This window comes from Pseudomonas sp. MWU12-2029 (assembly GCF_023242425.1).
In the GTDB taxonomy this organism is placed as follows: Bacteria; Pseudomonadota; Gammaproteobacteria; order Pseudomonadales; family Pseudomonadaceae; genus Aquipseudomonas; species Aquipseudomonas kribbensis.
Map to the genome: position 1 here is coordinate 415,733 of NZ_JALJDY010000001.1, position 23,707 is coordinate 439,439.

General features: G+C 60.1%; 19 protein-coding genes. 11 read left to right on the forward strand and 8 right to left on the reverse strand.

Going from position 1 to position 23,707, the window contains the following annotated elements; all coding sequences use genetic code 11:
* Positions 1-101: 101 nt before the first annotated feature.
* Both M5B44_RS02015 and pcaR read right to left on the reverse strand, forming a co-directional pair.
* The gene (locus M5B44_RS02015; RefSeq protein ID WP_085712968.1) at positions 102-1,448 is read right to left on the reverse strand and encodes an MFS transporter; all 1,347 of its coding nucleotides are present in this window, start codon (positions 1,446-1,448) and stop codon (positions 102-104) included.
* A 294-nt stretch (positions 1,449-1,742) separates the two neighbouring features.
* The gene (gene pcaR, locus M5B44_RS02020; protein WP_096819491.1) at positions 1,743-2,585 is read right to left on the reverse strand and encodes a pca regulon transcriptional regulator PcaR; all 843 of its coding nucleotides are present in this window, start codon (positions 2,583-2,585) and stop codon (positions 1,743-1,745) included.
* A 643-nt stretch (positions 2,586-3,228) separates the two neighbouring features.
* Between pcaR and M5B44_RS02025 the strand changes: the two genes are divergently transcribed.
* Both M5B44_RS02025 and M5B44_RS02030 read left to right on the forward strand, forming a co-directional pair.
* Complete coding sequence (locus tag M5B44_RS02025; RefSeq protein ID WP_007957826.1) at positions 3,229-3,429, forward strand: hypothetical protein; 201 nt, start codon at positions 3,229-3,231, stop codon at positions 3,427-3,429.
* Positions 3,430-3,804: 375 nt separating this feature from the next.
* Positions 3,805-5,280: an inorganic phosphate transporter gene (locus M5B44_RS02030; RefSeq protein ID WP_085712967.1), complete on the forward strand. Its 1,476-nt coding sequence runs from the start codon at positions 3,805-3,807 to the stop codon at positions 5,278-5,280.
* Positions 5,281-5,931: 651 nt separating this feature from the next.
* On the opposite strand, the gene ccoM is transcribed toward M5B44_RS02030, so the two are convergent.
* From ccoM to M5B44_RS02040, 3 genes are all read right to left on the reverse strand, one after another.
* Positions 5,932-6,048 (reverse strand): cytochrome c oxidase subunit CcoM, encoded by a 117-nt coding sequence (ccoM, locus tag M5B44_RS28895; protein ID WP_007959205.1) that lies wholly within the window; start codon positions 6,046-6,048, stop codon positions 5,932-5,934.
* A 147-nt stretch (positions 6,049-6,195) separates the two neighbouring features.
* Positions 6,196-6,357, reverse strand: coding sequence for a hypothetical protein (locus M5B44_RS02035; protein WP_167443762.1), 162 nt, complete (start codon positions 6,355-6,357; stop codon positions 6,196-6,198).
* Between the two features lie 141 nt (positions 6,358-6,498).
* The gene (locus M5B44_RS02040) at positions 6,499-6,840 is read right to left on the reverse strand and encodes an aspartate-semialdehyde dehydrogenase (protein ID WP_085712966.1); all 342 of its coding nucleotides are present in this window, start codon (positions 6,838-6,840) and stop codon (positions 6,499-6,501) included.
* A 241-nt stretch (positions 6,841-7,081) separates the two neighbouring features.
* On the opposite strand from M5B44_RS02040, the gene rapA reads away from it, so the two are divergent.
* Positions 7,082-9,928, forward strand: a complete 2,847-nt coding sequence (rapA, locus tag M5B44_RS02045) for an RNA polymerase-associated protein RapA (protein ID WP_248738089.1) — start codon at positions 7,082-7,084, stop codon at positions 9,926-9,928.
* 67 nt (positions 9,929-9,995) lie between these two features.
* Here the strand turns inward: rapA and M5B44_RS02050 are convergent, their stop codons facing one another.
* A complete protein-coding gene (locus tag M5B44_RS02050; protein WP_248738090.1) occupies positions 9,996-11,345 on the reverse strand; it encodes a spinster family MFS transporter in 1,350 nt (449 codons plus the stop codon).
* A gap of 302 nt (positions 11,346-11,647) precedes the next feature.
* On the opposite strand from M5B44_RS02050, the gene M5B44_RS02055 reads away from it, so the two are divergent.
* The gene (locus tag M5B44_RS02055) at positions 11,648-12,001 is read left to right on the forward strand and encodes a YkgJ family cysteine cluster protein (protein WP_114881721.1); all 354 of its coding nucleotides are present in this window, start codon (positions 11,648-11,650) and stop codon (positions 11,999-12,001) included.
* A 148-nt stretch (positions 12,002-12,149) separates the two neighbouring features.
* Positions 12,150-14,432 (forward strand): putative bifunctional diguanylate cyclase/phosphodiesterase, encoded by a 2,283-nt coding sequence (locus M5B44_RS02060; protein WP_248738091.1) that lies wholly within the window; start codon positions 12,150-12,152, stop codon positions 14,430-14,432.
* Here the strand turns inward: M5B44_RS02060 and M5B44_RS02065 are convergent.
* Positions 14,323-15,219 carry an NAD(P)-dependent oxidoreductase gene (locus M5B44_RS02065; RefSeq protein WP_248738092.1) on the reverse strand — a complete coding sequence of 299 codons (897 nt, stop codon included), beginning with the start codon at positions 15,217-15,219 and terminating at the stop codon, positions 14,323-14,325. The two genes, M5B44_RS02060 and M5B44_RS02065, sit on opposite strands and share 110 nt — an antisense overlap.
* 197 nt (positions 15,220-15,416) lie before the next feature.
* Between M5B44_RS02065 and M5B44_RS02070 the strand changes: the two genes are divergently transcribed.
* The gene (locus M5B44_RS02070) at positions 15,417-17,618 is read left to right on the forward strand and encodes a hypothetical protein (protein ID WP_085712961.1); all 2,202 of its coding nucleotides are present in this window, start codon (positions 15,417-15,419) and stop codon (positions 17,616-17,618) included.
* A 314-nt stretch (positions 17,619-17,932) separates the two neighbouring features.
* Here M5B44_RS02070 and M5B44_RS02075 read toward each other — a convergent pair whose 3' ends face one another.
* Complete coding sequence (locus tag M5B44_RS02075) at positions 17,933-18,238, reverse strand: DUF2288 domain-containing protein (RefSeq protein ID WP_085712960.1); 306 nt, start codon at positions 18,236-18,238, stop codon at positions 17,933-17,935.
* 352 nt (positions 18,239-18,590) lie between these two features.
* Between M5B44_RS02075 and M5B44_RS02080 the strand changes: the two genes are divergently transcribed.
* The 5 genes from M5B44_RS02080 to M5B44_RS02100 all read left to right on the forward strand — a co-directional run bounded on the left by M5B44_RS02080 (position 18,591) and on the right by M5B44_RS02100 (position 23,592).
* The gene (locus M5B44_RS02080) at positions 18,591-19,718 is read left to right on the forward strand and encodes a branched-chain amino acid ABC transporter substrate-binding protein (RefSeq protein WP_085712959.1); all 1,128 of its coding nucleotides are present in this window, start codon (positions 18,591-18,593) and stop codon (positions 19,716-19,718) included.
* A gap of 231 nt (positions 19,719-19,949) precedes the next feature.
* Entirely contained in the window at positions 19,950-20,873 is a 924-nt protein-coding gene (gene livH, locus M5B44_RS02085; protein WP_085729918.1) for a high-affinity branched-chain amino acid ABC transporter permease LivH, read from the forward strand.
* Entirely contained in the window at positions 20,870-22,126 is a 1,257-nt protein-coding gene (locus M5B44_RS02090; RefSeq protein ID WP_085712957.1) for a high-affinity branched-chain amino acid ABC transporter permease LivM, read from the forward strand. Before livH ends, M5B44_RS02090 begins: the two co-directional genes overlap by 4 nt.
* Positions 22,123-22,890, forward strand: coding sequence for a high-affinity branched-chain amino acid ABC transporter ATP-binding protein LivG (gene livG / locus M5B44_RS02095; protein ID WP_248738093.1), 768 nt, complete (start codon positions 22,123-22,125; stop codon positions 22,888-22,890). The genes M5B44_RS02090 and livG overlap by 4 nt, the downstream gene beginning before the upstream one ends.
* On the forward strand, positions 22,891-23,592 hold the full coding sequence (locus tag M5B44_RS02100; RefSeq protein WP_003222380.1) for an ABC transporter ATP-binding protein: 702 nt from the start codon (positions 22,891-22,893) through the stop codon (positions 23,590-23,592). It abuts the gene before it with no gap.
* Positions 23,593-23,707: the final 115 nt, after the last annotated feature.

The window sequence follows — 23,707 nt, forward strand, 5'->3', positions numbered from 1 at the left end:
ATTTTCGCCAAACAATCCGATAATCGACTGAGTGTTCGTTTATCGAACAGATTGTTACCAACCTAATGATCGCCCCGAGTGCGGGGCGATCAACCCCGGTATCAGGTCGCGTCCGCGTGACTGACCAAGCCTTTGATCACCACCGCAGCCGTGGCCAGCCCGGCCGGGATCACCAGCGCTGTCAGCACCTGTTCGAAATTCCACCCCAAGCCCAGCAGGGTCGCGCCCATCCATGCGCCGAGGATGGCGCCGAAGCGGCCGATCCCGAGCATCCACGACACACCGGTCGCCCGGCCCTGGGTCGGATAAAACCGCGCCGCCAGTGACGGCATCGCCGATTGCGCACCGTTGACGCACATGCCCGCCACCAGCACCAGCGTCGCCAGCAGCGTGATGTTGCCCAGGCTCTGCCCGACCGCGTAGGCAAACACCCCGGCCAGCAGGTAGAAAATGCCGATGACCTTGTGCGGATTGAACCGGTCCATCGCCCAGCCTACGCCGACCGCGCTCAATACCCCGCCGAACTGGAACAACGCGCCGATGAAGGCCGCCTGCTCCATGCTCGCGCCGCTGTCACGCATCAGGGTCGGCAGCCAGCTGGTCAGCAGGTACACGATCACCAGGCCCATGAAGTAGGTCAGCCACAGCAGCAACGTGCCGACGCTGTAGGTGCCGGAGAAAATCACTGCGAACACGTTGCGTGCCTTGACGGTTTTCTGCTCCGGCACGCTGAAACTTGCTGCCTGGGCGACGGTGGCCGGGTCGATCGGCGCGAGGGTCTTGCGCACTTTGTCGGTGCCACGGTTACGCACCACCAGATAACGCGCCGATTCCGGCAGCCAGAGCAGCAACACCACGGCGAGGATCAGCGGCAGAATCCCGCCAATCAGCAACAGGCTGTGCCAGCCGAACGCCGGAATCAGCTTGGCCGAGATAAATCCGCCACCGGCCATGCCGAGGTTGAAGCCACAGAACATGCTGGTCACCAGCAGCGACTTCTTGCGCTCAGGGGTGTATTCCGACAGCAGCGTGGTGGCGTTCGGCATGCCGGCGCCCAACCCCAGACCGGTGAGGAAACGCAGCACCAGCAATTGCTCGACGTTGGTGGCGTAGGCCGACGCCAGGCTGAAAGCGCCGAACAGAAATACCGCGCCGACCAGTACGACTTTTCGCCCGAAGCGGTCAGCCAACGGCCCGGAGCCGAGGGCGCCGAAGACCATGCCGATCAGCGCGGCGCTCATCACCGGGCCGAGACTGGCGCGATCAATGCCCCAGTCCTGGGACAGGGCCGGCGCGATAAAACCCATGGCCGCCGTGTCGAGGCCATCGAGAAAGACAATCAGGAAACACAGAATCACCACCCGCCACTGATAGCGCGAGATGGGTTGAGCGTTGATGAAGGACTGCACGTCGAGGCAGTGACCTACAGCGGACTGAGGCTGGTTCATTATTTTTATTCCACGCAAAAAACGCAGTCGAACGGCGACCGGCCAAAGACTGGCACGGACACAAGCATATAAGGAGGGAATCGGGCGTTGCGCTAAAACCGGCAACAGGAACGGGAGCGGCGACAGTCGGGGAACGTGCGCATGGGAAGTTGCCTCTTGTCATTATTATGGGAGTCGACGATCCGGCGAGCTTATTCACAACAGCGCCGGATGACGCTGCCGCGACATTAATGATCCGGGGGTTTTAGCGTCAATTCGATAAACGCAACTCTGTGCGTTTATCGAACAGCTTCATCAGGCGAACAACTGCGCGCTGAGGTCGCGGCTGGCGCTCAGCAGACCCGGCAGAAAGCGTTGTTCCAGTTCGGTACGGCTGACGCGACCGGCATGGGTGCTGACGTTGAGCGCGGCCACCACCTGGCCGGAAGCGTCATACACCGGCACCGCAATCGAACGCAGGCCTTGTTCCAGTTCCTGATCGACGATGCACCAGCCCTGCTGCCGCACTTCCTGCAAACACTCGAGCAAGGTGTCGGGGGTGTGAAGCGTGCGGCTGGTCTTGGCCACCAGTTCAGCGTGGTCGAGGTATTCGCGCAGCGACGTGTCGTCCAGTGCCGCCAGCAGGATCCGCCCCATGGACGTGCAATACGCCGGCAGGCGCCCGCCCACCGACAGGTCCACCGAAATCAGGCGCTGGGTGGTGGCCGAGCGAGCGATGTAAAGAATGTCGTCGCCTTCCAGGGTAGCCATGTTGCAGGCTTCGTGCAGTTGTTCGCTCATGCGGTCGAGGTACGGCTGGGCGGAGACCGCCAGCGGCGTCGAAGACAGATAGGCGTGACCGAGGGTCAGCACTTTGGGCAACAGAGAGTAAGTACGCCCATCGGTGGTGGCGTAACCGAGTTTGATCAGCGTATGCAGGCAACGTCGCACGGCGGCGCGGGGGATTTCCGTACGGTGGCTGATCTGGGCGATGGTCAGGTGGCGCTTGCGCTCCTGAAACGCCTGGACCACGGCCAGGCCTCGGGCCAGGGAAGTCATGAAGTCCGGATCGCCGGTCAGGGCCTGGATGCGTTTGGCCGGCGAGGCGACGATCGGCGGCGCTACCGAGGTGAAGGAATTGCGCATTTGATCGTTCATGTCAGGTCCTTTTTTCTTGTTCGGATCAACGGCTATACAAGCGGCTCGCAGACAGATGCACAAGCGCCAGATCGCCAACACCGGGCGATTATCGAACCGTCGACCGATAATCGCAAACGCTCCTACCGACCCGAATGAAGCGACTCTGTAAAGTTTCCAACGCGATATCACTCATGCGCCCGGCCCCTTAGTTGATCGACTAAATGACGCCAGAAACGCAACACCCGGCAACAACGACGCAACTACCGGAAAAAGTTGCGAGTCACAAAACAATCACACATCCGGTACCGTTTTTAACTTGGCAAAGATAGTCAATCCCGAATCGGCCGCTATAATGCACCTCAATGGCGTCGCACTTTTATTGGCCGTCGACGTCATTCGCTGAGGTAATGTCCATTGCCTTCAGCCCCGGCCAGCGCCTGATGATCATCACCCATGCACCGCCAGCGCGCTCGCTGAAACAGGAAACTGATGCTGCGTCAGTTTTAATCTGGTGCCGTAGCCGCCTGTAACATGGAAGTCTTGACCGCCCTGCCGATAACACCGCTGCCTGTTAAGGCCGCGTCTTGTTGGCGAACCGGTTCAATCGATTCGTTGCAGTGCGTTTCACCAGACATTTATCTCAACTCATACAGGTAGCACTGTGACGAAAGACGAACTGCGCGCGGAACTTGAGCGCCAGGAACAACGTTACAAGGAAGTTTACGGCGGGGAAGTCACCACCTACGCCGCTCAGCCGGAACCGGAACGCAAAGCATGGCGTAAACGCCCCACCGTTCAGGATCAGGTCTTCCAGCAAGAACTGAAAAAAATGGAAGAGGAACTCAAAGCCGAAGAGCCTTGATGCCTTCCTTTGAGACTTTCGAGGGTAAACGTACTCACCGGGTTACAAGCACGGTGGACTGACGATGCCTTGCGCGCCCGCTACCCGCGGGCAGCGGCCAACTCCCCTGTATTGCACAGGTCTGGAGCATGTCAGACACGTTTCTCAGATATTTCATACACGCTTCTGCCCCCTCCCGCCCCCCGGTCGATCCGCCGGCTATTCGCATTTTTATCAATCGAATCAATGCCTTGCAAAACCCTGTAAAAAGCTTGGGTAATGCACCTTGATACAAATTAATTTGGCGAAGAAGGTTACCGATGAGCAGGTAGGGGATCGATTTCCAGTCTTTTCTGGCATAATCGCGCCCCCTTATGACCGGGTCAGAAAACCTTCATGATCGATTTATTCAGCGGACTGGATGCCTGGGTGCTTGTGAGCCTCCTGCTCGCCCTGACATTTGTCCTCGCCTTCGAGTTCATCAATGGATTTCATGACACCGCTAACGCGGTAGCCACTGTTATCTACACCAAAGCGATGCCGCCTCACCTGGCGGTGTTCTTCTCGGGCGTGTTCAACTTCCTCGGCGTATTGCTGGGCGGCGTCGGCGTGGCGTATGCCATCGTCCACCTGCTGCCGGTAGAACTGTTGATCAACGTGAACACCGGCCATGGTCTGGCAATGGTGTTCTCGCTGCTCGCCGCCGCCATCGCCTGGAACCTGGGCACCTGGTACTTCGGTATCCCGGCCTCCAGTTCCCACACCCTGATCGGTTCGATCCTCGGTGTCGGCCTGGCCAACGCCCTGATCAACGACATTCCGCTGGGTGATGGCGTGAACTGGCAGAAAGCGATCGATATCGGCGCTTCGCTGGTGTTCTCGCCGATGGCTGGCTTCCTGGTGGCCGCCCTGGTGCTGATCGGCCTCAAGTGGTGGCGCCCGCTGTCGAAAATGCACAAGACCCCGGAACAACGCCGCAAGATCGACGACAAGAAGCATCCACCGTTCTGGAATCGCCTGGTTCTGGTGATGTCCGCCATGGCCATGAGCTTCGTGCACGGCTCCAACGATGGTCAGAAAGGCATCGGCCTGATCATGCTGGTCCTGATCGGTATCGTGCCAGCGCAGTTCGTGCTCGACCTGAACAGCACCACCTACCAGATCGAACGTACTCGCGACGCAACCCTGCACCTGAGCCAGTTCTACCAGCGCAACGCCGCCACCCTTGGCGAATTCCTGGCCCTGGGCAAAAGCGTAGAAGGCGACCTGCCGGAGAAATTCCGCTGCAACCCGCAGCAGACCGAACCGACCATTTCCGCCCTGCTCCACACCCTCAAAGGTGTATCGGACTACCACTCGCTGCCGGCGGAAAGCCGCATCGAAGTGCGCCGCTACCTGCTCTGCCTGGACGACACCGCGAAGAAAGTCGCCAAACTCCCGGGCCTTGAGGCTCGTGAAAAGGCCGACCTGGACAAGCTGCGCAAAGACCTGACCACCACCACCGAATACGCCCCGTTCTGGGTGATTCTGGCGGTCGCCCTGGCCCTGGGCCTCGGCACCATGATCGGCTGGAAACGCGTGGTCCTGACCATCGGCGAGAAAATCGGCAAGCAAGGCATGACCTATGCCCAGGGCATGTCGGCACAGATCACCGCAGCGAGCATGATCGGCCTGGCCAACATCTTCAGCCTGCCGGTGTCCACCACCCACGTCCTGTCCTCGGGCGTGGCCGGCACCATGGTCGCCAACAAAAGCGGCCTGCAAGGCGGCACGGTGAAAACCATCCTGCTGGCCTGGGTCCTGACCCTGCCGGCCACCGTGGCCCTGTCGGCCGGCTTGTTCTGGCTGGCGTCGAAGGCGCTGGGTAGCTGATAGATCGTGGTAATGAAAAAGGCGTGATTCGAGAGAATCACGCCTTTTTTGTTGGCCGCGGTAAAGAGGTGCGGAAGATCAAGAGCGCCCTCACCCTAGCCCTCCCGAAACGTCGGACCGCCCGTAGGAAGAGGGGACTGACCGAGGTGTTTTGGAGAAATACGCCGACGTGAGATACCGAGGTGAACTCCGGACCTCAAAAGCCCACATCCCGCACCTGCTTTGGCTTCCCACCACTCAACACGATGAGCGTTAGCTCGAGTAAAGCTTTTGACGTGTCGGCCCCTTCGGCAGGCTGAGTGGAGGGATTTATCCGGGGGTGGGCGCGCAGCGCCGTTCGACGAAGTCGAACACATCGAGAGGAGGTGCAGCGAAGCAAACCGGAGGCGATGCCCCCGGATGAATCCCGGAACGAAGGAACGCCGAGCCTCAGCGAGGTGCCGAACGCCGGGGCCAAGCCTTTTGGTTACTTTTTGGCGTTTGAAAAAGTGACCCGCTGTAAGAGCGGAACCGCCAGTCGCAACACCCGAAAAAACGGATATTCACAAAGAACACCCAAAGCATGGTCGGCCCAAAGGCCGCCAAAACACAAAAAAAAAGGGCAACCGAAGTTGCCCAAAATGCCTTGCGTGCTCATCAAACCCGGAAGAACTAAGGCTTCTTGCGCTTATTCGCATCCTTCCAGATAAAAAATCCAAACCCTGCAAAAAACAGAACCATGAGCCCCACCGTCAGAACCCCGGCAAACACCACGTTATCGAAAAACATGACTGGCCTCCTGGCCCCTGCTTTGCTGCGATGGAGCTAAGTTAACCAATCAGGCAGGCGCAGGAATTGACCGGGATCAATACCGGTCAAGGTGCGGAGCAAAGGAAGGGAAATAACTGACCTGCATCAACGGATACAGGGGGGAGATCAACGCTTTTTCGGTTTGTTTTTCGACTTTTTCTTCGGTTTTCCCAACGGCATGGCCTGTTCGAAGGCCTTGCGCACTTCATTCAGGCGTTTTTCGTTGAGGTCGTGAACCCGCTTGGCGCGTTCGGTGCTGAGGTCGATCAGTTTGTCGTCTTGGCTCATGGCGTTCGATGCATCGCTTGGACTGAATCACAACTGCCGGACCACCGACAGGACTGCGCCAATAATGCGGCCTCGGGCCGGCGCTGACCAGTCATCGACGTACAACAAATCGTGTATGCAAGACGCGGTGGTCAGGCGGCCTCAGATCTCGATGTCGACCCACAGGCCCTGACGCGGCTGATCTTCCATCAGCGGCACCACCGGCACGGTGTTGTCGGCATTGAGTTCTGTGCCCGGCACGGCGAGGTGTTCTTCCGGATCTTCGTCGGCTTCGCGCTTGCGACGCTCACGCTCCTGCTGGCGGCGTTGCTCTTCGCGCAGCAGATAACCATCCTCTTCCGGATCGCGCTTTTGCAGGTCGATCGTGCTTTCGTTGGAGCTTTCCTGCACCGGCACCACCGGGGGAATGTCCGGCCGCTGGCGGATCGGGTCCTGCTGGGATGTGATCGGCACGGCGCTCAGGGGGAGCATCGGTGGCAGCATATGAAGGGTCTCCTGTCAGCAGGCTATCGGCTGCGGCATCGGGGCCTTGAGCCATCGGTCGAAAACTTGTGACCGGGTTGGCACTCAATCGTGCCGCCAGCGCTCCTGAAACCGACGCATGACCTAATCTTCCCTCAGTTGGCCGTCGGCATTTAATAGCCGTACGCGACGCCTAATCCTTTGGCCTCAGGGCCTCATTCCGTTAAGATAGCCCGCTTTTTCAAGGTGGGAGTCAGGCAGCATGGCGCAGCAGTATCAACCGGGGCAACGCTGGATCAGTGACAGCGAAGCAGAGCTTGGTTTAGGCACCGTTCTGGCACAGGACGGCCGCTTGTTGACCGTGCTTTACCCGGCCACTGGCGAAACCCGCCAGTACGCGCTAAGGAATGCGCCTTTGACCCGCGTGCGATTCTCGCCGGGCGACTCCATCACTCACTTCGAAGGCTGGAAGATGACCGTGCGCGAAGTCGAGGATGCCGATGGCCTGCTCGTCTACCACGGTCTGAACGCCGAGAACGAAGCCGTCACCCTGCCGGAAACCCAGCTGTCGAACTTCATCCAGTTCCGTCTGGCCAGTGACCGTCTGTTCGCCGGGCAGATCGACCCGCTGTCGTGGTTCTCCCTGCGCTACCACACCCTGGAACACACCAGCCGCCAGTTGCAGTCCTCCCTGTGGGGCCTGGGCGGCGTGCGTGCGCAGCCGATCGCGCACCAGTTGCACATTGCCCGTGAAGTCGCCGACCGCATCGCGCCACGGGTATTGCTGGCGGACGAAGTGGGCCTGGGCAAGACCATCGAAGCCGGCCTGGTGATCCATCGCCAGTTGCTCTCCGGCCGCGCCAATCGCGTGCTGATCCTGGTGCCGGAAAACCTCCAGCACCAATGGCTGGTGGAAATGCGCCGGCGCTTCAACCTGCAGGTTGCGCTGTTCGACGAAGAACGCTTCATCGAAAGCGATGCCAGCAACCCGTTCGAAGACACCCAGCTGGCCCTGGTGGCCCTGGAGTGGCTGGTCGAAGACGAAAAGGCCCAGGACGCGCTGTTCGCCGCCGGCTGGGACCTGATGGTGGTCGACGAAGCGCACCACCTGGTGTGGCACGAAGACAAGGTCAGCCCGGAATACTCCTTGGTCGAGCAGCTTGCCGAGACGATCCCGGGCGTGCTGCTGCTCACCGCGACTCCGGAACAACTGGGTCAGGACAGCCACTTCGCCCGTCTGCGCCTGCTCGACCCGAACCGTTTCCACGACCTGGCCGCCTTCCGCGCCGAAAGCGAGAACTATCGCCCGGTGGCCGAAGCCGTTCAGGAGCTGCTGGACAAGGGCCGTCTCTCGGCCGAAGCGCACAAGACCATTCACGGCTTCCTCGGCAACGAAGGCGAAGCCCTGCTGACCGCCGTCAACGATGGCGACACCGAAGCCAGCGCCCGCCTCGTTCGCGAACTGCTCGATCGCCACGGCACCGGCCGCGTGCTGTTCCGCAACACCCGCGCCGCCGTGCAGGGTTTCCCGGAGCGCAAACTGCATCCGTACCCGCTGCCGTGCCCGGACGAATACCTCGAACTGCCACTGGACGATCACGCCGAGCTGTATCCGGAAGTCAGCTTCCAGGCCCAGCCGGACGCCAGCGAAGAAGAACGCTGGTGGAAATTCGACCCGCGCGTCGAATGGCTGATCGATCAGCTGAAAATGCTCAAGCGCACCAAAGTGCTGGTGATCTGCGCCCACGCCGAAACCGCGATGGACCTGGAAGACGCCCTGCGCGTACGTTCCGGCATCCCGGCCACGGTGTTCCATGAAGGCATGAACATCCTCGAGCGTGACCGCGCCGCCGCCTACTTCGCCGACGAAGAGTTCGGCGCACAGGTGCTGATCTGCTCGGAAATCGGCAGTGAAGGTCGCAACTTCCAGTTCGCTCACCACCTGGTGCTGTTCGATCTGCCGTCGCACCCGGACCTGCTGGAGCAGCGGATCGGTCGTCTGGACCGGATCGGCCAGAAACACATCATCGAACTGCACGTGCCGTACCTGGAAACCAGCCCGCAAGAGCGCCTGTTCCAGTGGTATCACGAAGCGCTGAACGCATTCCTCAATACCTGCCCGACCGGCAACGCCTTGCAGCATCAGTTCGGCCCGCGCCTGCTGCCGCTGCTGGAAGAGGCTGACGACGGCGAGTGGCAGACGCTGATCGACGAAGCGCGCACCGAGCGCGAGCGTCTGGAAGCCGAGCTGCACACCGGTCGCGACCGCCTGCTGGAGCTGAACTCCGGCGGCGCCGGCGAAGGTGAAGCACTGGTCGAGGCGATTCTGGAACAGGACGATCAGTTCGCCCTGCCGATCTACATGGAAACCCTGTTCGACGCGTTCGGCATCGACAGCGAAGACCATTCGGAAAACGCCCTGATCCTCAAGCCGAGCGAGAAGATGCTCGACGCCAGTTTCCCGCTGGGCGACGACGAAGGTGTGACCATCACCTACGACCGCAACCAGGCGCTGTCGCGCGAAGACATGCAGTTCATCACCTGGGAACACCCGATGGTGCAGGGCGGCATGGACCTGGTGCTGTCCGGTTCGATGGGCAACACCGCCGTCGCGCTGATCAAGAACAAGGCGTTGAAGCCAGGCACCGTACTGCTGGAACTGCTGTACGTCAGCGAAGTGGTTGCGCCGCGCTCGCTGCAACTGGGCCGTTACCTGCCGCCGGCCGCCCTGCGCTGCCTGCTCGATGCCAACGGCAACGACCTGTCGGCCCGTGTGGCGTTTGAAACCCTGAACGATCAGCTGGAAAGCGTACCTCGCGCCAGCGCCAACAAGTTCATCCAGGCCCAGCGCGATCAGCTGACGCCACGGATCAACGCCGGTGAAGACAAGGTCACCCCGCGTCACGCCGAGCGCGTGGCCGAGGCCCGCCGTCGTCTGGCAGCCGATACCGACGAAGAACTGGCACGCCTGACCGCGTTGCAGGCGGTCAACCCGACCGTACGCGACAGCGAACTGGTGGCCCTGCGCAAACAGCGCGAACAAGGTCTGGCCATGCTCGACAAGGCTGCGCTGCGACTGGAAGCGATCCGGGTGCTGGTCGCAGGCTAAACCGCCCTGCTCCATCGCCAAAAACGAAAAGGCCCGCAGCGATGCGGGCCTTTTTGTTTGTCTGAGGTTACGCAGTCACCGCTGCGCCATCCGTCTCCACCACTGCCGACAACCCCTCCTTCATCCGCTTGGCATCCCGCACAAAACACCGCGACGCCAGAAACAGAAACACCATCGTAAAGAACAGCGCCACCGGGATCAGGTACATCGCGTCATGCAGGCCGACAGCCTTGAACGCCTCGGTCATCTGCTCGGCCCCCGCCGAAATCATGGCCGACTTGGCGAAGTGATCGGACAAACCACCGACCACCACCGGCCCCAGACCGCCACCGAGCAGATACAGCCCGGCAAAAAAAAGCGCCATCGCCGTGGCCCGCAGGCGCGGTTCGACCACGTCCTGAATCGCCGTGTAGACGCAGGTGTAGAAGTTATAGGCAAACAGCCAACCGACACTGAACACCGCGACGAACACACCGATCTCGATCCGCCCGGCATGCAGTGCCCAAGCTGTGCACACCGTCGAGATGATCAGACTGAACGCCGCAAACAACAGTCGGCCGCTGGCCACCCGCTGGTGAATCTTGTCGGCGATCCAGCCGCCCAGGGTCAGGCCGATCAAGCCGGTCACCCCGACGATCAAACCCGTGGCCACCGCCGCCTCCTGCAACGGCATCAGGAAATAGCGCTGCAGCATCGGCACCAGAAACGAGTTGCAGGCGTAGGTCGCAAAGTTGAAGCACAACCCCGCCAGCACCAGCCACAGGAACGTCGGCACCGCCAGCACCCGGCGGATCGGCTTGTCGACTTTCTCCTGCGACACTTGCACGGTTTCCGCCGCGCCACGCTTGGGTTCCTTGATGAAGAACATGAACACCGCCAGCAGCAACCCCGGCACGGCAGCGATGAAGAACGGCGCACGCCAGCTGTCGAACGCCTTGACCATCGCGCCGATGGTGAAAAACGCCAGCAGCAGCCCCAACGGCAAGCCCAGCATGAAAATCCCCATGGCCCGCGCCCGACGGTGGGCCGGGAACAGATCGCCGATCAGAGAGTTGGCGGCCGGCGCGTAACTGGCCTCACCGATGCCGATGCCCATGCGCACCAGCAGGAAACTCCAGAAACTGCCGACCAGGCCGTTGACCGCTGTCAGCGCGCTCCAGGTCGCCAGGCCCCAGCCCATCAGTTTGCTGCGCGAGCCGGTGTCGGCCATGCGCCCCAATGGCAGGCCGGCAATGGCATAGACGATAGTGAACGCGGTGCCGACAATCCCCAGCTGAAAGTCGCTGAGGTGCCATTCCATGCGGATCGGCTCGATGATGATCGCCGGGATGGTGCGATCGAAGAAATTGAACAGGTTGGCGAGGAACAACAGGAACAGAATGCGCCAGGCATTCGCCGCTTGGGTCGAGTTCTGCATGGGTCCGTCTCTTTTATTGTTATAGGGCTTCACTGCCGACGCATCCGAGCCCGGAACCTGCAATCTAGTCACGGCCTTCGAAGCTGTCTGTGATCATTCGCCAGCCTGATAGGGAGCCATCGCACTGTAACGAAACGTAAGCCCTTGAAAAGGCTCGAATCCCCCGAAAACCGGGGGTTTTGCGGAAAAATCCGGCAATGAAAAAATACTTTCGCGCCCCCCTTCCCAACGCCGTGGCAAAGCCTAGAATGGCCGCCGGATCCGTCCGGATCCAGCCGATCAATCCCTTTGATGCCCCTCCCATGTCCGATGTCAGTCCGTGTCTGAATTGCGGTGCCTGCTGTTCCCATTTTCGTGTGTCATTTTTCTGGGGTGAATGCGCATCCTCCGGCGGGACCGTGCCTGATGAACTGGTCACCCAGATCACGCCCAGCCGGGTCGCCATGATCGGTACCGACCGCAAGGCGCCGCGCTGCACCGCGCTGGAAGGCGAGGTCGGAAAGGCCGTGAGTTGCACGATCTATGACAAGCGCTCCAGCCCCTGCCGCGAGTTCGAGGCGTCGTGGGAAAACGGTGAACAGAACGTTGACTGTGACAAGGCCCGTGCCCGCTTCGGCCTGCCACCGTTGCAACCGCACTGGAACGAGGTCGCCTGAGCCTTAGCGCCAATCGCTATGGCGCTCATGCCAAAATCATTAGAACCAATGTGCCACCACGGCTTGCGCCCCGAAATCGGCCTCTATACTGCATTCATTCGCCTGCGTTGATGACGCAGTAAGGAAGCACTCAGAGACGGGGCATGCTATGGAGTGGCTTGGTTTGCAGTTTGTTGCCGAGCTGCCGGAGAGCGGGCAGGTCATTCTCAATTGCACACACAATCCCTTGCTGGTGCTGGTCGCCTATCTGGTGGCGTGCGCCGCGAGTTTCGCCACCCTCGACATGGCGGAACGCGTCGGCCATGCCGAAGACCCCGGATCGCGCAGGCTCTGGCGCTGGATCGGCGCCACTTGCCTGGCCGGCGGCATCTGGGCCATGCATTTCATCAGCATGCTGGCGTTCCAGACGCCGATCGACATCCAGTACGACCTGGCCATTACCCTGTTCTCCCTGGTGATCGCCCTGCTGGCCTCCTGGCTGGCGATGCACACCCTCAGCGAACCGCAGCCCAGTCTGCTGCAATACTTCAAGACCGCCATCGTCATCGGCCTGGGCATTGCCGGCATGCATTACGTCGGCATGGCCGCCATGCAGTCCGCCGCCACCGCTTACTACGAACCGACCCTGTTCGGCCTGTCGATCCTGATTGCCATCGGTGCCAGTTTCGCCGCGCTGTGGGTGGCCGGGAATTTGCGTGAAGGCAGCGGCCTGCACAACCAGATGCTCAAATACGTGGCCACCCTGATTCTCGGGGCCGGCATCATCAGCATGCACTTCACTGGCATGGCGGCGTTGCATCTGGTCCTGCCGGAGGGAAGCATTCCCACACTGAGGGCCGAAACCAGCCACCTGCAGCTGGGGCTCACCGTCGCCTTCATCACCCTGCTGATCCTCGGCAGCGCCATCAGCGCCGCACTCGCCGACAAGAAACTGCAGAACAAGGAGCAAGACCTGCGCCGGGTCAACATGTTGCTCAGCCAGCTCGATCAGGCGCGGATGTCGCTGCAACAGGCGGCCAATTACGACGCCCTGACCAACTTGATCAACCGTCGCGGTTTCAACCAGATCTTTGCCGAAAAACTCAGCCAGAAATCCACCGAGGGCGGCATGCTCGCGGTGATGTTTCTCGACATCGACCACTTCAAACGCATCAATGACAGCCTCGGTCATGACGCCGGCGACCAGTTGCTGAAAGTCATCGCCCAGCACATCAAAGGCTCGGTACGTGGTCACGAAGACGTGGTTGCGCGTTTCGGCGGCGATGAATTCTGCATCCTCATCGGCCTGCGTGACCGCGAAGAAGCACGCAACCTGGCCCAGCGCATCATGCTCAAGATGAAGGAGCCGATCGAACTGGCCGGGCGGCGCATGGTGATGACCACCAGCATCGGTATCAGCCTGTTTCCCGAAGACGGCACCACCTGCGAAGAACTGCTCAAGCACGCGGACCTGGCGCTGTATCAATCCAAGGGCGCCGGGCGCAACGGCGTGCACTTTTTCGATTCCAACCTGAAAAACCGCGCCAGCCTGGAACTGCAACTGGAGGAAGAACTGCGTCATGCCCTGCGCGAAGAGAACGGGTTGATGCTGTATTACCAGCCGATCTTCGAACTGAAGACCGGCAAGGTCACCAAGCTCGAAGCGCTGATTCGCTGGCAGCATCCGGTACATGGCCTGCTGACTCCGGATCGTTTTATTGCGATCGCCGAAAACAACGGCCTGATTGCCGAACTCGACAACTGGGTGCTGCGCAAGGCCTGTGAAGACCTTGGCGAACTGTCGCGCCATGGCTGTGACGAATTGAAGATCGCCTGGAACTGTTCACCGCTGAATCTGGCCCGGGAAGAACTGGCCAATGAAATCGAACGCGCCTTGCGCAGCGCCGGCGTCGCCCCCGAACGCCTTGAACTGGAGGTGACCGAAAACGCCCTGATGGGCAACATCGCCAATACGCTGGTGCTGTTGCGGCAGATCCGCGCCCTGGGTGTGTCGCTGTCAATCGATGACTTCGGCACCGGTTATTCGTCCCTGGCCTATCTCAAGCGTCTGCCGCTCAACACCTTGAAGGTCGACCGCTCGTTCATTCTCGATATTCCCAAGGCCACCGCCGACATGGAAATCGTCCAGGCGATCATCGTCATGGCCCACACCCTGCACTTGCAGGTGGTCACCGAAGGCGTGGAAAGCCTGGAGCAATACGAATTCCTCGAGCGTTCCGGCTGTGACTTCATTCAGGGTTACCTGCTCAGCCGTCCGGTGCCGCTGCACGAACTGCGCCCGGTCCTCGAAGAGATCAATCAGCGCAAACACGCCCACTCGGTCAATCCGCTGACGCTGGCTCGCGGTACATTTTCACCAGTGTCGATGGATCTTTCTCCAAAAAGCCCTGGGCCCCATGCAGGCGCATCAGTTGTGCGGCCAATCCGCTGATCGGCGTGGCCGAGCCGACTTCACGGGAAAACTTCACTGCCGTATCGAGATCCTTGAGCAGCGTGCGCACATGCCATTTCACCGGTTCGAAACGGCTTTCGGCCATTTGCGGGGCGAGGATCTGCAGCGGCTTTGAATCGGCAAAACCACCGGCCAGCGCCTCGGCAATCAGGCTGGCGTCGACCCCGGACTGCTCGGCCAGCGCGACCACTTCGGCGATCACCAGCGCATTGCAGGCAACGATCATCTGGTTGCAGGCCTTGGTCACCTGGCCGGCGCCGATGCCGCCCATGTGCGTGACGCGCTGACCGAGGGTGAGCAACACCGGGCGAACCCGATCAAGATCTGCGGCATCACCACCGACCATGATCGCCAGGCTGCCGGCCTCCGCGCCGACGACGCCGCCGGACACCGGTGAGTCGAGCCACGTCATGCCGGTCTTTTGCGCCAGTTCTGCTGCCATCTCGCGAGTCGCCGTCGGCTCAAGGCTGGAAAAGTCCACCAGCAACTGACCGTTTCTTGCGCCTTCAGCAACACCGGCCGGGCCAAACACCACCTCACGCACTACCGCCGTATCGGCCAGGCAGAGCATCACCACGTCGGCCTGCCCGCACAATTCGGCCGGGGTCGCGACTTGCCGGGCACCCGCCTCGACCAGCGGCGCGCACTTGTCCGGGTTGCGGTTCCACACCGTCAGCGGATAACCCGCCGCCAGCAGACGCCGGCACATCGGCAGCCCCATCAGTCCGATTCCGGCAAACCCCAACGAAGGTAGCGTTGACATCATTTAGCCTCCTTTTGATTAAAGATCGCCGAATAATGGCCGATCCATCATCAATCAGGAAAGGATTCCCCCGTGCGACACACAGGCAAAGCACCTGACGCACGGGCCAAATACGCGCAGCAAAAAGACGCGAGATTCCCATTCCGTGAGGCTCGACGACAGTGGTCGCCGAGCCAACCAGTCCAGGTAAATGGCGCACAATGACTTCTAAAAACAATCCGGCCACCGCGGTATCCGATCTGACCCTGAGCCCTGCGGCGAACAGCCCTGCCCCGATGAAGCCATTGCCTCCTTCGCGCCCTCTGGGCACCCAGCAATACCTGTACTTCACCGAAACCAACACTGACCGCATCCTCGACAACCTCGACGGCCTGCGTGACCTGGTGTTCCCGCGCCCGCCGCACCTGGAAGGCGACAACGAGCAGCACAACGACCAGGAATTCCCGTCGGTGTGCCTGATCGGCCTCGGTCGCTGCGGCTCCAACATCGCCCTCGACGTGGCGGAGCTGGTGTACAACGCGCGCAAGTTCTACCTCAACGAATTCAACAACGAAGACCGCGTGGCTGATCGTCGCCTGGCCTCCGACAAAGGCTACAGCCCGGCCCAGTGGATCAAGCAGAACCTGCGGATCGGCCCGAACAAGTCGACCAAACCGGTATTCCTGGTCGAGCCGCTGGTCATGCTCGGCGACCTGGACAAGGACATTGCCGGTCGTATCCGCTTCTCGCGCAAGGGCGAAAAAAGCGGCTTCCTGCGCGACTACAGCAAAATGAAGATCATGGACTTGTCCGAAGTCCACGCCGGTGGTGCCGGTAACGCGCCGATCCTCGGCCAGTACCTGGCGAAGATCATCCTCAACAAGGACACCCAGCGCTTCTCCAGCCCCGACTGGAAAATGATTCACTCGTACCTGATCGACAGCTGCGGCATCAAGGCCAACCAGTCGCGCCTGTATTTCTCGATCTTCAGTGCCGGCGGCGGTACCGGTTCGGGCATGGCCTCGGAATTCGGCCTGGCCCAGCAGCACTCGTACATGAACAAGACGTTCGACACCAAGCCGATGGACGAACATGACGGCAAGAGCGGTCATTCGTTCGTGTTCGAGCCGATCTTCACCAGCGGCATCTGCGTGCTGCCGAACATTTCCGACCACCGCAGCGAAATGTCCGAGGCGCTGCACATCAACGCCGGTCGCCTGCTGTGCAAATACCTGTCGGAAGAATGGGATTTCTCGTACAACTTCGCCAACGAAGACAGCAGCGAAGCCAGCGTCATGGGCCGTATCCGCCCATGGAACGCGATGATGCTGATCTCCAACGACATCATGCGTTACGCCGAAGAGAGCGATGACGGCAACATCCAGAACATTGATGTCAATGCGATGGAGAAGCACGCCAACCAATACATCTCGCAGCAGATCTTCAACATTCTGACGGCCCAAGCCGTCACGACCGACTACGACCAGAACTATTTCCGTCGCGCCGGCATCGACATCGGCGAGACTATTCGCCTGGACGCCAACGACCTGTTCATGAGCCTGGCCGGTCCGGTGGCGATTGCCTACGCAGAATCGGTGGTGCCGGAAACGCCGCCACCAAGCAGCGACAAGTTCAAGGTGTTCGACAAAGAGCCACAGCGCCTGAACATCGACGACCTGTTCTTCCGCTCGATCGACCTGCCGCACTTCAACAAGGTGACCCAGGCCATCGAAGGCATCAGCCTGCTGCCGATCGAATCCAAGCGTTATCGCGCGTCGCTGGAGCAGTACAAGAATTCCGGCTACGACGCCGCCGCGCTGCATGACCTGCACTTCTTCAAGAACTGCTCGTCGGTGGTCTCGATCGTTTCGCTGCCGAAAGACTACAAACTGTCGTACATGGACCTGAACCGGTTGAAGACCCACCTCAACAGCCTGTTCCCCAACACCACGCTCAAGCGCTACGCACTGGTGATCGGTGCTTCGGCCAACCTGTCGCTGACCACCCTGATCGCCAAGAGCCCGTGCCTGTCGGACGACTTCCTGACCCTGATCGTGGCGTTCATCAAGCGTTGCTTCGCGAAGAACCCGTACCGTTTCGACGAGACCCTCGACAACTCGATCCTCGACTTCATCATCAATGAAGAATTCGACGAAGAACGTATCGATGACCTGCTCAACGAATTCGAGAACCCGGCGAAGATCCTCGATACCAACTGGTACGCGATCAAGCCGATGTACGAGAAGAAATACCGCGAGCTGATCAACGACAAAGAGAAATTTGTCTCGATCAACGACATTCGCTTGTCGCGCGATTGCGTGAAGAAGTCGATCAAGTACTTGCGCGAGATTTACCGCCACCGGATCGGCAAGACCAAGGTCATTTCGCTCAATAATCACACCGGCAAGACTTACTCGGTCTGATCCAAGACCGCGTCGCCGCCATTCGCGAGCAAGCCCGCTCCCACATTTGACCGTATGTCTACTGACACAACGCGGTTGAATGTGGGAGCGGGCTTGCTCGCGAAGAGGCCTTTAAATTCGATGAAAATTTCAGCCTTTCCAACATCCCGAAACAATTAAGCAGCCGTTAGGCTGCTTACTAAACTGTGCCCGTTACGTTTACGTCACCGTTATGCCACCCGCGCTTGTGGCATTTCTCTACGGCAACGTGCCATCACGCTACTCGGCTACACACTTTTCCTCGGCCATCATGTGCACCAACGAGGTGCAACCCCTCAGGCCGACGCCCTTTCCTGGACCAGAATCCACGGCCGGACCACCACCGCCCACATCTCGGGATCACGTTCGAAAATATCCAGCGCCCGCGTTTCAGACAGCTTGGCGACCTTGTCTTCGGCCAGCCAGGCAGCGACTTTCTCGCCTTGATCCGATGCCACGGCCTCGGCCACGGCGATCAAATCCAGGTCAGCGTCGACCCACAATAGGGCACCCTGGGCGTAGAAGCGCTCCAGCTCTTTCCAGGTAATAGATGCGGTTTCACCAAGCAGCTTGGCATAGAGGGTGCTAGGTTCTTGATTCATGGGACTGTCCGGAAAAGAAATCGGCGCGAATGATAACGTCGGTGGTCCGGCAGAAAAACCCGGTAGCAAAAGGCTGTACCGAACGAAAAGCGCAGGAAAGCCAAGGAATGCTGATGATTGGGGCATAAGCCCTCTGAAAGCCCCGCCGCAATTCTGTCTTTTTCTTTCATTAAAGCGACATCTCCAGAATTTGCCCCTGGGCGCCAGCTTCCCAGGCCAACAACCGGCGCTCTACACTGTACCGGTACAGTTGCCGGGGGCATTTCCGGAAGGTATCGCGAAGATATCCAGCCCGGTTCTGCTGCTACGGCGTCAGGACTCTAAAAAAATACAACAGTAAGAGTGGAGCACTATGACTAAGGCTACTAAGCAGATTTCCAAACTGTTTGCCGCTATGGTACTGGCCGGGGTTGCCAGCCATTCGTTCGCAGCTGACACCATCAAGATCGGTATCGCCGGCCCTAAAACCGGCCCGGTAGCCCAGTACGGCGACATGCAGTTCAGTGGCGCCAAAATGGCCATCGAACAGATCAACGCCAAGGGCGGCGTCGACGGCAAGAAGCTCGAAGCCGTTGAATACGATGACGCTTGCGACCCGAAACAAGCGGTAGCCGTTGCGAACAAGGTCGTCAACGACGGCGTCAAGTTCGTGGTCGGTCACCTGTGCTCCAGCTCCACTCAGCCTGCTTCGGACGTTTACGAAGACGAAGGCGTGATCATGATCACCCCGGCTGCCACCAGCCCGGACATCACCAGCCGCGGTTACAAAATGGTGTTCCGCACCATCGGTCTGGACAGCGCCCAGGGCCCTGCCGCCGGTAACTACATTGCCGATCACGTGAAACCGAAAATCGTTGCTGTCCTGCACGACAAACAGCAATACGGTGAAGGCATCGCCACCGCCGTGAAGAAAACCCTGGAAGGCAAAGGCGTCAAGGTTGCCGTGTTCGAAGGCGTGAACGCCGGCGACAAAGACTTCTCCTCGATGATCTCCAAGCTCAAGCAAGCCAACGTCGACTTCGTCTACTACGGCGGCTACCACCCTGAGCTGGGCCTGATCCTGCGTCAGTCCCAGGAAAAAGGCCTGAAAGCCAAGTTCATGGGTCCGGAAGGCGTGGGTAACGACTCCATCTCGCAGATCGCCAAGGACGCGTCCGAAGGCCTGCTGGTGACCCTGCCGAAGTCCTTCGACCAGGATCCGGCCAACCAGAAACTGGCTGAAGACTTCAAGGCGAAGAAAGAAGACCCGAGCGGCCCGTTCGTGTTCCCGTCCTACTCGGCGGTTGAAGTGATTGCCCAAGGTATCACTGCTGCCAAATCCGAAGACCCTGCGAAAGTGGCGGCCGCCATTCACGCCGGCACCTTCAAGACCCCTACCGGCGACCTGAGCTTCGACGCCAAGGGCGACCTGAAGGACTTCAAATTCGTGGTCTACGAGTGGCACTTCGGCAAACCTAAAACCGAAGTTTCGCCTCAGTAAGGCGCTGCCTGACTGACTGCCAATAAAGCCCACGGCGTGCCGTGGGCTTTGTTTTACGAATGTATTGGGCCGCGCTGGCGTGATCCGCCAGTCTCCCCACCTGAAAATCTCAAAACCGTCATCAGCGGTTCGCTGGCAAAACCCGGATTCGAAGTGGATAAAGATCCACGGGGCCGGGCGGGAAAATGACTCCACCAGTGAAATGCGTATCAGGTTTTTAGGAGCGCTGTAATGCCTGACATCTATCACTTCTTCCAACAGCTGGTTAATGGCATGACCATTGGCAGCACGTATGCCCTGATCGCCATCGGCTATACGATGGTCTACGGCATCATTGGAATGATCAACTTCGCCCATGGCGAGGTGTACATGATCGGCTCCTACGTGGCATTCATCGCCATCGCCGGGCTGTCCATGATGGGACTCGACAGCGTTCCGCTGTTGATGACCGCCGCTTTTCTCGCAACCATCGTCGTGACCAGTGCCTACGGTTACAGCATCGAACGGGTCGCCTACCGCCCCTTGCGCGGCAGCAACCGTCTGATCCCGCTGATTTCCGCCATCGGTATGTCGATCTTCCTGCAGAACACGGTTCTGCTGGCGCAAGACTCCAAGGACAAATCCATCCCCAACCTGATCCCCGGCAACTTCTCCATCGGGCCAGGTGGCGCACATGAAGTGCTGATTTCCTACATGCAAATCGTGGTGTTCGTGGTGACCCTGGTCGCCATGCTCGGCCTGACGCTGTTCATCTCCCGCTCTCGCCTGGGCCGCGCCTGCCGCGCCTGTGCCGAAGACATCAAGATGGCCAACCTGCTGGGCATCAACACCAACAACATCATCGCCCTGACCTTCGTCATCGGTGCTGCGCTGGCGGCCATCGCGGCCGTGCTGCTGAGCATGCAATACGGCGTGATCAACCCGAACGCCGGCTTCCTCGTCGGCCTCAAGGCCTTCACCGCTGCGGTACTGGGCGGCATCGGCAGCATCCCCGGCGCCATGCTCGGCGGGCTTGTGCTCGGTGTGGCGGAAGCCTTTGGTGCCGATATCTTCGGCGACCAGTACAAGGACGTCGTGGCGTTCGGCCTGCTGGTTCTGGTGCTGTTGTTCCGGCCAACCGGCCTGTTGGGTCGTCCGGAGGTTGAGAAAGTATGACTAGGAATCTTAAACAGGCGCTGTTCAGCGCCTTGCTGGTGTGGGCGGTGGCCTACCCGGTACTCGGTCTGAAGCTGACCATCGTCGGCATCAACCTCGAAGTGCATGGCACCAGTACCTCGACACTGATCACCATCGCCGTCTGCTCGGTATTGATGTTCCTGCGCGTGCTGTTCGACCAGCAGATCGGCGCGGCGTGGAAATCCTCGCCGAGCCTGCCGAAGATGCCGGCCAAGGCCAGCAGTTTCCTGACCCTGCCGACCACCCAGCGCTGGATCATCATTGCGTTGATCATCGGTGCGCTGGTCTGGCCGTTCTTCGGTTCTCGCGGCGCGGTGGATATCGCCACGCTGGTGCTGATCTACGTGATGCTCGGCCTGGGCCTGAACATCGTGGTCGGCCTGGCAGGCCTGCTCGACCTCGGTTACGTCGGTTTCTATGCCGTCGGCGCCTACAGTTATGCGCTGCTGTCGCACTACTACGGCCTGAGCTTCTGGATCTGCCTGCCGATCGCCGGACTGATGGCGGCCACCTTCGGCTTCCTGCTCGGTTTCCCGGTCCTGCGTCTGCGCGGTGACTATCTGGCGATCGTGACGCTGGGCTTCGGTGAAATCATCCGTCTGTTCCTGCGTAACCTCACCGACATCACCGGCGGCCCGAACGGTATCAGCAACATCGAGAAGCCAACGTTCTTCGGTCTGACCTTCGAACGTAAAGCCGCCGAGGGTTTGCAGACGTTCCACGAATACTTCGGCCTGGAATACAACTCGATCAACAAGGTGATCTTCCTTTATCTGGTGGCGTTGTTCCTGGCGCTGTTCGCGCTGTTCGTCATCAACCGCTTGCTGCGCATGCCTCTGGGCCGTGCCTGGGAAGCGTTGCGCGAAGACGAGATCGCTTGCCGCGCTTTGGGCCTGAACCCGACGCTCATCAAGCTCTCGGCGTTCACCCTGGGTGCCTGCTTCGCCGGTTTCGCCGGCAGCTTCTTCGCCGCCCGTCAGGGTCTGGTGACACCGGAGTCCTTCACCTTCATCGAGTCGGCGACCATTCTCGCCATCGTGGTGCTGGGCGGCATGGGTTCGCAGCTGGGCGTGGTACTGGCCGCGGTCGTGATGATCCTGTTGCCGGAAATGATGCGTGAGTTCAGTGAGTACCGCATGCTGATGTTCGGCGCCCTGATGGTGCTGATGATGATCTGGCGACCTCAAGGTCTGCTGCCCATGCAACGTCCTCACATGGAGCTGCGCAAATGAGCCGCGAGATCCTGAAAGTCGAAAATCTGAGCATGCGCTTCGGCGGCCTGCTGGCGGTCAACGGCGTGGCCCTGACCGTGAAAGAGAAACAAGTGGTGGCGCTGATCGGGCCTAACGGCGCGGGCAAGACCACCGTGTTCAACTGCCTGACCGGTTTCTACAAGCCGAGCGGCGGCAGCATCAAGCTCGATGGCGAGCCGATCGAAGACCTGCCTGGCCACAAGATCGCCCTCAAGGGCGTGGTGCGTACCTTTCAGAACGTGCGGTTGTTCAAGGACATGACGGCGGTCGAGAATCTGTTGATCGCCCAACACCGTCACCTGAACACCAATTTCCTGGCCGGTCTGTTCAAGACCCCGGCGTTCCGCAAAAGCGAGCGCGAGGCCATGGAGTACGCCGAGTACTGGCTGGACAAGGTCAACCTCAAGGAATTCGCCAACCGCCCGGCCGGGACCCTGGCCTACGGTCAGCAGCGTCGCCTGGAAATCGCCCGCTGCATGATGACCCGTCCGCGGATCCTCATGCTCGACGAACCGGCCGCCGGTCTGAACCCGAAGGAAACCGAAGACCTGAAGGCGCTGATCAGCGTGCTGCGTGAAGAGCACAACGTGACCGTGCTGCTGATCGAACACGACATGAAACTGGTCATGAGCATTTCCGACCACATCGTCGTGATCAACCAGGGCACGCCTCTGGCCGACGGCACGCCGGAACAGATCCGCGACAATCCTGAAGTGATCAAAGCCTACCTGGGGGAAGCGTAAATGCTGCAGTTCGAAAACGTTTCCACCTTCTACGGCAAGATCCAGGCTCTGCACAGCGTCAACGTCGAAGTCCGCCAGGGCGAGATCGTGACGCTGATCGGCGCCAACGGTGCCGGCAAGTCCACGCTGCTGATGACGCTCTGCGGTTCGCCGCAAGCCCACAGCGGCAGCATCCGCTATATGGGTGAGGAACTGGTCGGCCAGGATTCGTCGCAGATCATGCGCAAGAGCATCGCCGTGGTGCCGGAAGGCCGCCGGGTGTTTGCCCGACTGACTGTCGAAGAGAACCTGTCCATGGGCGGATTCTTCACCGACAAGGGCGACTATCAGGAACAGATGGATAAGGTTCTCGGACTTTTCCCGCGCCTGAAAGAACGCTTCAACCAGCGCGGCGGCACCATGTCCGGCGGCGAACAGCAAATGCTCGCCATCGGCCGGGCGCTGATGAGCAAGCCGAAACTGCTGCTGCTCGACGAGCCGTCGCTGGGCCTGGCACCGATCATCATCCAGCAGATCTTCGACATCATCGAACAGCTGCGCAAGGACGGTGTAACGGTGTTCCTGGTCGAGCAGAACGCCAACCAGGCGCTGAAAATCGCTGACCGCGCCTACGTGCTGGAGAACGGCCGGGTGGTGATGCAAGGCACCGGTGAAGCGCTGCTGACCGACCCGAAAGTGCGCGAGGCGTACCTCGGCGGTTGATCGATCGCTTCAAACAAAAAAACGGCCTTCGGGCCGTTTTTTTTTGCGCTTTGAAAATTATTTTCGCGATCGCTGTAACGCATCACCAGGTCGTTTCTCTAGTGGGGTAAGCAAG